The following is a 13204-nucleotide window of genomic DNA, read 5'->3' as shown; positions in this document are numbered from 1 at the left end:
CATTCGCCTCGGGTTATTAGTTACCTTCATAATCGGCCGGGAATTATTAGCCACAGCACAGGGCACACCGCAGCTATTCCCGGCAATAGGCGAGGAAGCGGCTCAGCGCTTTCGACAGATGTTTCTGCCGGTGATGGATGCGATACAGGGTGCGCGACAGGCGCGGCAGGGGCACCGGCACTTCCGTCAGCGTGCCCGCCTCCAGCAAATCGGTAATCACCCGGCGCGATAAGCAGCTGATGCCCATGCCGTGGCGCACCGCGTGTTTAATCGCCTCCGAATTGCCTAACTCCATCCCCAGCTGAAACTGCGGCAGGTGCGACAGCAGCAGGTAATCGACAATCTCACGCGTACCGGAACCGCGCTCGCGCAGGATCCACGGCGCAGCGGCCAGCGTCTCCAGCGTCACCGGCTGCTGTAACAGCGGCGCATCCGGCGCGGCGAACACCACCAGTTCATCTTCCAGCCACGGTTCGCTGATGATATCCGGCTCATGGCACGGCCCTTCAATCAGGCCGATATCGACGCGAAAATCGGCCACCGCATTGATGGCGTCCTGGCTGTTGCCGACGCTCAGCTCCAGCGGCAGCGTGGGAAAATCACGGCGATACGCGGCGATCATCCCCGGCAGCAGATAGTTGCCGATGGTGCTGCTGGCAAACAGGCGAATCGCTCCGTTGTCTTCTTTAAACAGCTGTTCGATCTCAATCGCCTGCTCCAGCAGCCCGACCGCACGCGGATAGAGCAGCCGGCCGTGCTCGTTGAGCACCAGCCGTTTGCCGACGCGGTCAAACAGCTGCACGCCGAGCTGACTTTCCAGATCGGCCAGGGCCGCGCTGACCGCCGACTGCGACAGCGCCAGCACCTGTGAGGCCTGCGTGGTGGAGCCGCTTTTCAGCACCTCGGTAAACACTTCAATCTGACGCAGCGTAATGTGCATGCGTGCTCCTTACATGGCGTACCGCTTCACCAGATAGATCACCACCGCCAGCCAGATCAGCAGCATCAGAATCAGGCCGCTCCAGCTGACGATCTTTTTGCCGCGCGCCCGCTGCACCTCGGCGCGTTCGGCGCTGCTGATGCGCACGTCGCGCGGCAGCAGACGCAGCAGGATCATCACGCCAAGCGGGATGATAATCGCGTCATCCAGCAGGCCAATAATCGGGATGAAGTCCGGAATCAGATCGATGGGGCTGAGCGCATAAGCGACGATGCCAAACGCCAGCAGCTTAAACCACCACGGCGTACGCGGATCGCGACAGGCAAACCACAGCGTCAGCACGTCCCGTTTGATGAGCTTCGCCCAGCGGCGCAAGCGCATGAACATTGTTGCCCTTCCTTATCACTTATTCCGGTTGATTATAAATATATTATCAATTTCACTTTTAAGCCAGCCAGGCGCACGCTAAAGCCTCACTGAGGAGAAGCGTATTATGGCTGAACTAAGCGTCAACAAAACCCCTTTTCATGTTCATCGCTGGCTGCCGGGACTGCTGCTGACCGCCGCCATCGCCGCAGGTGCCGCGTGGCTGGCCAGTCAGCCGTGGCTGGCTGGCGCGGGATTCGGCGCGCTGACGCTGGCCATCATTATCGGCATCGTGCTGGGTAATAGCCTGTATCCCCGCGTTGCGACCCCGTGCGACAGTGGAGTACTGCTGGCCAAACAGCGACTGCTGCGACTCGGCATCATTCTTTACGGCTTCCGCATCACCGTGCAGCAGATCGCCGATGTCGGCGTCAGCGGCGTGCTGATTGATGTGCTGGTGCTGAGCTCAACCTTTCTGATCACCTGCCTGATCGGTATCCGTGTACTGAAAATGGATCGTGAAACCGTGTGGCTGATTGGTGCCGGCAGCAGCATCTGCGGTGCGGCAGCGGTGCTGGCAAGTGAACCGGTGATAAAAGCCGCACCGTCGAAAGTGGCGGTCGCGGTGGCCACCGTGGTGCTGTTTGGCACCGTCGGCATTGTGCTGTACCCGTTTCTCTGGACGCTGCTGCCGCAGGTCAGCGCGCAGCACTTTGGCGTCTTTACCGGCTCGACGCTGCACGAAGTGGCGCAGGTGGTGGCGGCTGGCCATGCGATGGGCGCGGAAACGGAGAACACGGCGGTGATCGCCAAGATGCTGCGGGTGATGATGCTGGCACCGTTTCTGCTGATCCTCGGCAGCTGGCTGCAGCGCCAGCGCAGCCACCAGCGTCAGGCACAGCAGCCGATCCGCTTTCCGTGGTTTGCCTTGTTGTTTATTGTGGTGGCGCTGTTTAACTCGCTGCATCTGCTGCCACCGCCGGTGGTAACGGGACTGAATCAGCTGGCGAATCTGCTGCTGGCGATGGCGATGGCGGCGCTGGGCTTAACCACCCGTTTCGGCGCGCTGAAGCAGGCGGGCGTCAAACCGCTGCTGCTCGGTCTGCTGATGTTTATCTGGCTGATTCTCGGCGGCGGCGCACTGAATGTGCTGGTGCAACATTTCATGGCGTAAGCGCATCCGCTATCATGGGCGTTTTGCATCAGCAATCGCCCATTCAGGAGAGCGGCATGAAATATATCGGCGCACACGTAAGCGCATCCGGCGGCGTAGACCAGGCAGTGATCCGGGCCCATGAAATCGAAGCCACAGCCTTTGCGCTGTTCACTAAAAATCAACGCCAGTGGAAAGCCGCGCCGCTCTCTGCGCAGGTGATCGACGCTTTTAAAACCGCCTGCGATCAGTACAACTTCAGCGCCGCGCAAATCCTGCCACACGACAGCTATCTGATTAACCTCGGCCATCCGGTGATGGACGCGCTGGAGAAATCGCGCGAGGCGTTTATCGATGAGATGCAGCGCGCCGAACAGCTTGGTCTGACGCTGCTCAACTTCCATCCCGGCAGCCACCTGCAGCAGATTGATGAAGATGCCTGCCTGAAGCGCATCGCCGAGTCGATCAACATTGCGCTGGATAAAACCCACAACGTGGTAGCGGTGATTGAGAATACCGCCGGTCAGGGCAGCAACCTCGGTTTCCGCTTTGAACACCTCGCGGCGATTATTGACCACGTCGAGGATAAATCGCGCGTCGGCGTATGCATCGACACCTGCCACGCCTTCGCTGGCGGATATGATTTACGCAGCGAAGCCGACTGTGAAGCCACCTTTGCCGAGTTTGAGCGCGTGGTAGGCTTCCAGTATCTGCGCGGTATGCACCTCAACGATGCTAAAAGTACGCTCGGCAGCCGCGTGGATCGCCATCACAGCCTCGGCGAGGGCAACATTGGCAAGACCGCGTTTAGCTGGCTGATGAAGGATGCGCGTTTTGACGGTATCCCGATGATTCTCGAAACCATCAATCCGGATATCTGGAAGGATGAAATTGCCTGGCTGAAGGCCGAGCAGCAGGCGTAACGGGTTTCACCGGGGCCTGTCGCCAATAAAAAAAGGGAGCCGCGGCTCCCTTTGTTGTTCCTGGCTGCCGTTACGCGGCTTTGGCCAGTTCCTCTTCCGGACGTTTCAGAATCGCATAGCCCAGACCCGCAATCAGCGTACCAATCACAATCGCCAGCAGGTAACCCAGCACCGGGGTAATGGCGCCTGGAATCAGCAGGACGAACAGCCCGCCGTGCGGCGCCATCAGTTTGGCACCCATCGCCATGGAGATCGCACCGGTCACTGCGCCACCCACGATACAGCATGGCAGCACGCGCATCGGATCTCGCGCCGCAAACGGAATGGCACCTTCGGAGATAAAGCACAGGCCGAGTACCAGCGCGGCTTTACCGCCCTCCTGCTGACCTTTATTGAACTTACGACGCGCTACCAGCGTTGCCAGCCCCATCGCCAGCGGTGGCACCATACCGGCCGCCATGATCGCGGCCATCGGCGCGTAGGTTTGCGAACTCAACAGACCAACACCAAAGGCGTAAGCCACTTTGTTCACCGGACCGCCCATGTCGGTACACATCATGCCGCCCAGAATCGCGCCCAGCAGGACCGCGTTAGCGGTGCCCATGTTCGCCAGCCAGCTGGTCAGGCCGCTCATGATGCCGGCAACCGGTTTGCCTACCACGTAAATCATCAGCAGGCCGGTAATCAGACTGGCCACCAGCGGAATGATCAGAATCGGCTTCAGCGCTTCCATACTTTGCGGCAGCTTCACTTTGCTGCTTAGCAGTTTCGCGGCGTAACCGGCGATGAAACCGGCGATGATGCCGCCAAGGAAACCGGCGTTGATGCTGGTGGCGATCATGCCGCCAATCAGACCCGGCGTCAGGCCCGGACGGTCAGCAATCGAGAAGGCGATAAAGCCCGCCAGCACCGGCACCATCAGCGCAAAGGCGCTGCCGCCACCGATCTGCATCAGCGCCGCGGCTAAGGTGCCCTGCTCTTTAAACGCGGTAATCCCAAAGGCGAATGACAGCGCAATGCTCAGACCGCCGGCGACCACCATCGGCAGCATATAAGATACGCCGGTCAGCAGATGCCGATAGGCACCGGCTTTCTCTTTGCTGTCGCTCTGGCTGGCTGCCGCCTGGTTGCCGGAAGGCTGCCAGACTTTAGCTTCCGCCTGCGCTTTATCCAGCTCCTGTGCGGTTTTCTTCAGCGCCAGACTGGTGGAGGTGCGGTACATCGGCTTGCCGGCAAACTTCGCCAGATCAACGTCAATATCCGCCGCAACGATCACCAGATCGGCCGCCGCCACTTCTTCCGGGGTGATCGGGTTGCCGGCGCCGACTGAGCCGCGGGTTTCCACTTTTACCCACCAGCCGCGCTTGCTGGCTTCCGCCTCAATCGCCTCGGCTGCCATGAAGGTATGCGCCACGCCGGTCGGACAGGCGGTGACGGCCACAATACGTTTCTGCCCGGTGCTCTGCGCCGGTGCGCTTGCCGCCGGGGTTGCCGCAGCCGGCTGCCACGGTTGCGCCGCATCTTTAGCCAGCGCCAGCGCGGCCTGCGGATCGCGCAGCGCCTGCTGCACGTCCACGAGGGCAACGGACTTGCCGGCGAGCTGCGCGTTGTCGGTAACCTGCTGGCCAATCACCAGCACCAGTTCGGCGTCCGCGGCGCTGTCGACCAGCGTCAGTCCTGCCTGCCCTGCCGCCGCCTGCAGACGTTCCGAGGCTAAATGGCCCGATGCCAGGCCGAGTGACGAATCTTTTATCAGCAGCGTTTTCATTATCGCTCTCCTGCTGTTAGTTAACGGGTTGTAAGTCGACGCGCGCCATCATCGCGGCCAACTGGGTACGATCGGTCACGCCGACGTTGCTCTGGCTGACGGCCATGGCCGCCACCGCCGTCGCCAGACGCAGCGTGTGTTCACTGGATTCCCGCATCAGCAGGCCATAAATCAGGCCGCCAACCATCGAATCTCCGGCGCCTACGGTGCTGACCACTTCACACGCAGGCGGTTTGGCGATCCATTCGCCAGAGGCATTGACCCACAGCGCGCCTTCCGCACCGAGGGAGATCACCACGTGGGCAATGCCCTGCTCGCGCAGCTGGTGCGCGGCGTCAATCACATCCTGCAGCGTCGGCAGCTTGCGTCCAGCCCAGATCTCCAGCTCGCGGCGATTGGGTTTTACCAGCCACGGTGCCGCTTTCAGACCGGCCACCAGCGCTTCACGGCTGCTGTCAAAAATGATGCATGGGCAGTGGGTGCGCAGATCGCTCATCCATTTGGTGAACGCGTCCGGCGCAACGCCGGCTGGCAGGCTGCCGCTGACGCACACCATATCGAACTGACCCAGCCAGGTCAGCGAGTCGGCGGTGAAGCGGTCCCAGTCCTGTGGCGTGACGTCAAAGCCCGAGAAGTTGAGGTCGGTGACGTCGCCGTCTTTTTCCGTCAGCTTAACGTTAATGCGGGTACGGCCCTGCACCACCTGAAAACGATTAGCGATGCCGAGTTCGCTGAACAGCTGCTGAAAGCCGTCCTGATTCTCTTTGCCGAGGAAGCCGCCGACGGTGACGTCGATGCCGAGATCTTTCAGCACTTTGGCGACATTGATGCCTTTACCCGCAGCGTGCAGCCCGGTGGTTTTGACCAGGTTAACTTCGCCACGCTCGATCTCCGGCGTGTAGCCGACCAGATCGTACGCCGGGTTCAGGGTGATAGTGGCAACGCGACGACTCATGCTGCCCCCTCGCCCAGACCGCTATTAATGGCTTCTTCGATAGCGTGCAGTGCCTGCTGCGCATCGTCACCGCTGGCGGTGAAACGCAGACGATGGCCTTTCTTCACGCCCAGCGCGACCACCTTCATCAGACTGCGCCCATTAGCCGGCTTACCGCTGCCGTCGAGATTGGTCACGGTGATATCACTGTTGAACTGCTTGATCACGCTCACCAGCGCGGTGCCCGGACGCGCATGCAGACCGTGCTCGTTGCGGATGGTGAATTCCGCGGTTAAGACGTCCGCAGCTTCATCAACTTCGCTGGTCAGCAGCGCGAGAATACCTGCCGCGTCCGCCTTCAGAAGGCGTTCAGCCTGCTTGTTCAGCAGCAGATTGCTGAGGTAGCCCAGCACCTCAAGCGGGCGCTGATCGGTGGCGGCGACCGTCAGCAGCAGCGCTACCGGTTCGCCCTGATGTGTCAGCGGCGTCGCGCTGCGGCTCACTGCCACCGCGCTGTTGAGGTTGCCGTGCGTGCTGTCGCTCAGCCAGATGCCCTGACCGAGGCTGAGCGGCGCGTGCGAGACAACGTCCGCGACAAAGCTGGCGTCAACGGCACCGGCCGCCTGCAGACGACCGGCGTTCAGCGCCTGCAGCGTCATCAGATCGCTGGCGGCCACGTCAGTGGCGATCAGCGACGTATCGAACTGGAATTCAGCGGCCTGCTTTTCACCCATCAGCAGCGCGCGCAGCTCTTCAGCAGAGGCAGATTTCAGCTGCTCAGCGATGCTGTCATCGCTTAATACGTGGGTCAGCTGGCGCAGCAGCGCGAGGTGCTCGTCAGATTTGGCGGCAATGCCGATGGCGACGTACGCCGTCTGGCCATCACCCCAGTCCACGCCCTGCGGGAACTGATAAACCTGCACGCCGGTTTTCAGCACCAGATCGCGGGTATCGGTGGTGCCGTGCGGAATGGCGATGCCGTTGCCGAGAAAGGTGGTGGTTTGCTGTTCGCGCGCCAGCATGCCGTCGACGTAGCCTTCGGCCACATTTCCGGCCGCGGTAAGCGCAGCGGCAACCTGACGAATGGCCTGTTCTTTATCGGACGCGCTGGCGCCGGTGTGAATGGCCTGAACTTCGAGCTGGAACATATTTCTCCTCGCTTGCTGAAAGTGAATCGTTTCAGCCTGATGGCGAAAAAATACGCTGTGCGACACGGACTTAGCCGGGAGGACAACGCTGAAACGTTTCAGGGAATATGGTACAGCCCCCGATTACAGGCAAGAAAATGCGCAATCGGCGTAGCAGATTTTTGATGCTCCGCACACTTCGCGGCGGATTTAGGATTTTTCACAGCGGGCGCGCTGACGCGTTGCTGTAACGCGGTACCTGTGACGAGCGTGCTGTTCAGCTCGCGTCAGCTTAAACTCAGGGCGCGGTATCGGCTTCCAGCTGCAGCAGGTAGATCATGGCATCGGCGCGGCTGTTGCCGCACATCTCCACCTGTGGCTGTAAACCGGCACACACCGCCGGACGCAGCGGCGAGCCAAAAATTTTGCAGCGCTGCTGTTCGTCGAGCTGAACGCAGCGGGTATTGGCCGGTTTGCCGTCAGGCATACCCGGAATGGGGGAAGAGATGGAGGGGGCTGTGCAGCAGGCACCGCACTGGTCTCGACATAACATCATGCGCTCCTGCAAAGATTAGCGGCCGACAATAGCAGTCTGCACCGCGGAATTCTATGCGCGACCAACAATTTTCACCGGCCTCACTTGCCTGTTTTTCACCGCGCGAGTAAGTTGGCGCGCATCTACCTGGTTATAGCGAGTCAAGCATTATGCCAAAGGCAAACGAAATCAAAAAAGGAATGGCCGTCACCTGGAACGGTAAACTGTTGCTGGTGAAGGATATCGATGTCCAGAGCCCAAGCGCGCGCGGTGCCGCCACGCTGTACAAGATGCGTTTCACCGATGTGCGCACCGGCCTGAAAGTTGAAGAGCGCTTCAAGGGTGACGACATTATTGATGCCATCCAGCTCAGCCGCCGCGCGGTGACCTTCTCATACATCGACGGCGACGAATACGTGTTTATGGATGACGAAGATTACACGCCGTACAGCTTTAAAAAAGATCAGATCGAAGAAGAGCTGCTTTTTATTCCGGAAGGCGGCATTCCCGGTATCCAGGTGCTCACCATGGATGGTCAGGTGCTGGCGCTGGAACTGCCGCAGACGGTAGACATGGAGATTGTTGATACCTCACCTGGCATCAAAGGGGCATCCGCCAGTGCGCGCACCAAACCGGCGGGCATGAGCACCGGGCTGTCGATTCAGGTGCCGGAGTACCTGAGCAATGGCGATCGCATCCGTATCCATATTGCCGAGCGTCGTTATATGGGACGCGCCGATTAAGCGCACGATTTTCTCCGGCGGCGGTTGATTGTTATAGTATAACAACAGCCTGCGCGCCGGATGCGGTTGTCCGGCGCGGCTATTTTAACGGAGTAAATCATGACGCGCGTGAACCTGATTACCGGTTTTCTCGGTAGCGGTAAAACCACCACCCTGTTACATCTGCTGGCGCACAAACCGGCCAATGAGAAGTGGGCCATTCTGGTCAACGAGTTTGGCGAGATCGGCATTGACGGCGCCCTGCTCGCCGACCGCGGCGCCACGCTGAAAGAGATCCCCGGCGGCTGCATGTGCTGTGTTAACGGCCTGCCGCTGCAGGTTGGGCTGAATATGCTGCTGAAGCAGACTCAGCCGGACCGCCTGATTATCGAACCCACCGGCCTTGGCCATCCCAAACAGTTACTGAATATGCTGCGCGCAGCGGTATATCAGCCGTGGATCCGCGTGGACGCCACGCTGACGCTGCTCGATCCGCGTCAGTTAGCCGATACGCGCGTCACGGAGAATGAAAACTTTCGCGACCAGCTGATCGCCGCAGACATCATCATCGCCAACAAAAGCGACAAGTGGGATGCGGAAGATCGTCAGCGGCTGGCGAGCTGGCAGCAGCAGCATTTGGGCGACCGTCAACTGGTGGAAGCCAGCTGGGGCAACATTGATCCGGCGTTGCTGAGTCAGCCGGCATTGGCGGATCGTGCGGTACCCGATGCCGCGCATCATCATCATTCGTCACGTCCGCAGGGGCTGGCGGCGCTAAAACTGGAAGGCGAAGCGCGCTGGCGTCGTGCGTTAAATGAAGGTCAGGGCTATGCTTCCTGTGGCTGGATTTTCGATGGTGACACGGTGTTCGATACCATTCCGGCTTTAGAGTGGGCGCGGCTTGCGCCGGTGGATCGCGTGAAAGGCGTGCTGCGTACCGCTGACGGTCTGGTCAGCATTAACCGTCAGGGCGAAGACCTGTTCATCGAAACGCGCCCGGTCACGCCGCCGGATAGCCGTATCGAATTGATCCACCATCAGGCCGCCGACTGGAATGCCTTGCAGACTGCCCTGTTGAAGATTCGTTTAAATTAGCTGCGGTAGGTTTGCCCGTTATTTTTTTCTTTTTGAGTTACTTTTATGCGCACTACTCGTTTGATCACCATCCTGCTGCTGAATGCGCTGGGTGTGATGCTATTTATGTCGTGGTATCTGCCGCCGGAGCACGGGTTCTGGTTCGCTCTCGACAAAGGCATCTTTTTTGGCTTTAACGACCAGATGGTCGACCATCACGGCTTTGCGCTGCTGGTGGCGATCACCAATTTCCGCGGTTTTGATGCGGTGTCGCTGCTGGCGATGGGCCTGCTCTATCTGTGGTTCTGGCGCCGCGAAACGCCGCAGGGCCGACGTCGTATGCTGGCGATTGGTATCACCATGCTGCTGACGGCGGTGATTCTTAACCAACTGGGCCACCTGCTGCCGGTTAAGCATGCCAGCCCGACGCTGTTCTTTGATAACGTGCATCGCGTCAGCGAACTGACCGGTATTCCGGCAAAAGATGCGTCCAGAGACAGCTTCCCCGGCGACCACGGCATGATGCTGATTATCTTCGCCTGCTTTATGTGGCGCTATTTCGGCTTCCGCGCCTTCCTGATGGGCCTGCTGATTGTGGTGGTCTTTTCCCTGCCGCGCGTAATGGCAGGCGCACACTGGTTTACCGATATCGCGGTCGGTTCGCTGTCGGTGGTGCTGGTGGGCCTGAGCTGGTGGTTATTAACACCGGCCAGCGACAAACTGGTGAACTGGCTCTATCGTTCGCTGCCCGGAAAATATAAACCCCAGGCGTAATAGTTTAGCGCGGGCGATTATTCCCTGTATTTAAGATCGCCTGCGCTTATTTAATCCTGCAATAAACTATTAGCGGACTAAGCGTTTTCTGATAAAAGAAAAACCTATGCGTCAAATTGTCTGACAATGGCGTTATTCCTGGCCTGTCCAGTCAGAACCCTCTTAAAATCTCCCTTAGCGCCAGAATTAGCCGCTATTCCTGCCGTTAATTGACGCTTAAATCGCTACCAGTTGTTGATAAAGTAACCGTTGTGTTACAGATTGATTTCACATCAAAAAAACCTATAAAAATTTATATAAAAGCACTCGCCACGCGTTCTGTAATCGGTTAACCTCAACTCCGATTACTACCGTGCAGCATAAAATTCGGTACCTTAAGCAACAAAAATGTGTGCATTAACACATTTTAGTAATTAAGGAATTGTCTTAGAGGGTCGCACTTATTAATCTCAACCCGTTTTGTCATCTGGCTGGCGACATTCTGTCGTAAGGACATCGAAGGAAAACACGTACAATGGTCAAGTCTCAACCAATTCTGAGATACCTCAGGCGGATTATTCCCGCAGTAGCATTAGCAACCCTCTTATCGGCATGTAGCAGTACCCATAACGGTCAGAACGCGAATAACGAGAATCATGAAGTTAACAACCAGAATGGTTTTTTACTTCAGGCGTCTCAGGACGAATTTGAACAAATGGTGCAGAACGTGGACGTTAAGTCCCGCATCATGGAGCAGTACAGTGACTGGAAAGGTGTGCGTTATCGCTTAGGCGGCGACACCAAACGCGGCATTGACTGTTCTGCTTTTGTTCAGCGCACCTTTCGCGAACAGTTTGGTTTAGAGCTGCCGCGTTCCACATCGGAACAGCAGGACAGCGGTAAAGAGATTTCACGCAGTAAACTGCGTCCGGGTGATTTAGTGCTGTTCCGCGCCGGCTCCACCGGTCGCCATGTCGGCATCTATCTCGGCAACGACAATTTTGTACACGCGTCTACCAGCAGCGGCGTGATGATTTCCAGCCTTAACGACAGTTACTGGAAAAACCGCTACCGCGAAGCGCGTCGGGTACTGGCAAAAAACCCCAGTTAACCCCCTTCCTTCCTGATGTTCTCAGCCAGAGAATCTGAAAACGCTGCCCCGGCAGCGTTTTTTTTCGTCTGCGGTTGCTTAAGCCAAATCCATGGCGGAAAAAGTAATTGTGAATCAAAAATATAACGAGACTTTTCGCGCAGCCTCGTTATATTCTCGTTGCCTTGAACCAGCACAGTTGTATGCGTTTTTATAACAAAAAGGGCAAGATCAGGGGAACCAACTCCATGCCACTGTCGGGGACGTTAAATCGTCATGCCAGCTACTCGCGGCGCATCGCCTGGAGTAGCGTAATTATTGGGGTCGCGTTTTTTATCCTGTTTGTCACCGTCCTGCTCACGCTGACCTGGCAAAAACGCGTCCAGCAACACCAGCAGCTGCTGGCTCACAGCCGTGACGATCTGCAACAGGTGATGTCAACCCTGGTCGAGAGCCTTTATCCACTGCAGCAATACACTCAACTCAGCTGCAACAGTGTCAACCGTGAGCTGACCTCTCGCGCCGCCTTTGCCGGCAACATTCGCGCGATATTACTGGTACGCGACGGCAACGCTTACTGCTCTTCGGCTACCGGCGCATTTCTGCTGGCCGCCAGCGCCATTTCACCCGATTCAGAGCTGGAGCGCGACCGTGACGTCCGCCTGCTGCCCGGCACACCGCTGCAGCCCGCCAAGCCAGCGCTGGCGCTGTGGCTGAAAAGTCCAGGAGCGAGCGAAACCGGCATCCTCGCCACAATGAACCTCAGCATGACGCCTTACCAGCTGCTGGCCTCTTACCATCCCGAAATCACGCGCATGGCGCTGGTGGCAGGCGACAGCGCGCTGCTCAGCGGCACCAGCCAGGTGGTGCGCAGCCGCGATCTGCCGCCCGCCCTCACCGACCTGACGCTTGATGACGGCAGCATGCGCTTTGTGCTTTACGGCAGCACGCTGGCCTCACGCGATTACACGCTGGCGTTGCTGACCGGCCTGCTGCTGGCGCTGCTGGTTGCCGCAATCAGCTGGCTGCTGCTGTCGCTGCATCAGCGACCGGGACGTGAAATCCTGCTCGGCATCCGGCGCGGTCAGTTTCACGTTGAGTATCAGCCGCTGGTAACGGCACACAACGGCAAACCCTATGGCGTTGAAGCGCTGCTGCGCTGGACTCACCCGGTTGAAGGCATGATCCCACCCGATGTATTTATCAGCCACGCCGAAGCGCAGAACCTGATTATTCCTCTGACCCAACATCTGTTCAGCCTGGTAGCGCGCGACGCGCGTTTTCTCTGTCAGCAACTGCCGCGCGGCACCCGTCTCAGTCTGAATATGTCACCGCAGCATCTGGCATCGGCCAGTTTTCGCCGCGACGTGCAAGCGTGGATCGCCAGTATGCCCGCCGATCATTTTAACTATGTATTTGAAATCACTGAGCGCACCATGGTGCGGGAGAAGAACGCCGGCGAAATCTTCGCCTGGCTGCATGAACACAATTTCAAGATTGCCATCGATGATTTCGGCACTGGCCATAGCGCGCTGATCTACCTGGAAAAATATCCGTTCGACTACCTGAAAATCGATCGCGGCTTTGTGCAGAGTATCGGCACCGAAACCGTAACCTCGCCGGTACTTGACACCGTGTTGCTGCTGGCAAAGAAACTCAACCTGAAAACCGTGGCGGAAGGCGTGGAAACCGGCGACCAGGCGGCCTGGCTGGTTAACCGGGGCGTCACACATCTGCAGGGGTATCTGTTTAGCCGCCCGCTGCGCCCGGAAAAGCTGATCAGCTACTATCAGAGCCAGGCCAGTTTGGGTTAACGTCA

The 13204-nt window shown here is 58.4% G+C and carries 13 protein-coding genes; 7 read left to right on the top strand and 6 right to left on the bottom strand.

Translation table 11 applies throughout. From position 1 onward, the window contains the following. Positions 1-73: 73 nt before the first annotated feature. Together yieE and C1Y42_RS06945 are read right to left on the bottom strand one after the other, a co-directional pair. Positions 74-940: a DNA-binding transcriptional regulator YeiE gene (gene yieE / locus C1Y42_RS06950; RefSeq protein WP_104093089.1), complete on the bottom strand. Its 867-nt coding sequence runs from the start codon at positions 938-940 to the stop codon at positions 74-76. 9 nt (positions 941-949) lie between these two features. Then, a complete protein-coding gene (locus C1Y42_RS06945) occupies positions 950-1327 on the bottom strand; it encodes a YkvA family protein (RefSeq protein WP_058757253.1) in 378 nt (125 codons plus the stop codon). 106 nt (positions 1328-1433) lie between these two features. On the opposite strand from C1Y42_RS06945, the gene C1Y42_RS06940 reads away from it, so the two are divergent. Further along, positions 1434-2480, top strand: a complete 1047-nt coding sequence (locus tag C1Y42_RS06940) for a YeiH family putative sulfate export transporter (protein ID WP_021509269.1) — start codon at positions 1434-1436, stop codon at positions 2478-2480. Between the two features lie 56 nt (positions 2481-2536). Beyond that, complete coding sequence (nfo, locus tag C1Y42_RS06935; protein ID WP_021509268.1) at positions 2537-3382, top strand: deoxyribonuclease IV; 846 nt, start codon at positions 2537-2539, stop codon at positions 3380-3382. 70 nt (positions 3383-3452) lie between these two features. On the opposite strand, the gene fruA is transcribed toward nfo, so the two are convergent. The 4 genes from fruA to C1Y42_RS06915 all read right to left on the bottom strand — a co-directional run bounded on the left by fruA (position 3453) and on the right by C1Y42_RS06915 (position 7764). After that, on the bottom strand, positions 3453-5150 hold the full coding sequence (gene fruA, locus C1Y42_RS06930) for a PTS fructose transporter subunit IIBC (RefSeq protein WP_021509267.1): 1698 nt from the start codon (positions 5148-5150) through the stop codon (positions 3453-3455). A 16-nt stretch (positions 5151-5166) separates the two neighbouring features. After that, positions 5167-6105, bottom strand: coding sequence for a 1-phosphofructokinase (gene fruK / locus C1Y42_RS06925; protein WP_021509266.1), 939 nt, complete (start codon positions 6103-6105; stop codon positions 5167-5169). Next, positions 6102-7232: a fused PTS fructose transporter subunit IIA/HPr protein gene (gene fruB, locus C1Y42_RS06920; protein ID WP_058769932.1), complete on the bottom strand. Its 1131-nt coding sequence runs from the start codon at positions 7230-7232 to the stop codon at positions 6102-6104. The genes fruK and fruB overlap by 4 nt, the downstream gene beginning before the upstream one ends. Positions 7233-7509: 277 nt before the next feature. Further along, a complete protein-coding gene (locus C1Y42_RS06915; RefSeq protein WP_104093088.1) occupies positions 7510-7764 on the bottom strand; it encodes a YkgJ family cysteine cluster protein in 255 nt (84 codons plus the stop codon). Positions 7765-7916: 152 nt separating this feature from the next. Here C1Y42_RS06915 and yeiP point away from each other — a divergent pair, with 152 nt between their 5' ends. The 5 genes from yeiP (at position 7917) to C1Y42_RS06890 (ending at position 13199) form a co-directional block, all read left to right on the top strand. Then, positions 7917-8489, top strand: coding sequence for an elongation factor P-like protein YeiP (yeiP, locus tag C1Y42_RS06910; protein WP_031280049.1), 573 nt, complete (start codon positions 7917-7919; stop codon positions 8487-8489). A 99-nt stretch (positions 8490-8588) separates the two neighbouring features. Beyond that, positions 8589-9563 (top strand): GTP-binding protein, encoded by a 975-nt coding sequence (locus C1Y42_RS06905; protein ID WP_058769931.1) that lies wholly within the window; start codon positions 8589-8591, stop codon positions 9561-9563. 45 nt (positions 9564-9608) lie between these two features. Further along, positions 9609-10316 (top strand): phosphatase PAP2 family protein, encoded by a 708-nt coding sequence (locus C1Y42_RS06900; protein ID WP_104093087.1) that lies wholly within the window; start codon positions 9609-9611, stop codon positions 10314-10316. Between the two features lie 514 nt (positions 10317-10830). Then, positions 10831-11406 (top strand): bifunctional murein DD-endopeptidase/murein LD-carboxypeptidase, encoded by a 576-nt coding sequence (gene mepS / locus C1Y42_RS06895; protein WP_031280047.1) that lies wholly within the window; start codon positions 10831-10833, stop codon positions 11404-11406. A gap of 227 nt (positions 11407-11633) precedes the next feature. Beyond that, positions 11634-13199 carry a cyclic di-GMP phosphodiesterase gene (locus tag C1Y42_RS06890; RefSeq protein WP_104093086.1) on the top strand — a complete coding sequence of 522 codons (1566 nt, stop codon included), beginning with the start codon at positions 11634-11636 and terminating at the stop codon, positions 13197-13199. Positions 13200-13204: the final 5 nt, after the last annotated feature.

Origin of the sequence: Pantoea sp. ICBG 985 (assembly GCF_002928365.1) — a bacterium.
Taxonomy (GTDB): Bacteria; Pseudomonadota; Gammaproteobacteria; order Enterobacterales; family Enterobacteriaceae; genus Pantoea; species Pantoea dispersa.
Note: the sequence above shows the minus strand (reverse complement) of the source record. Positions and strands in the feature narration are given on the sequence as shown.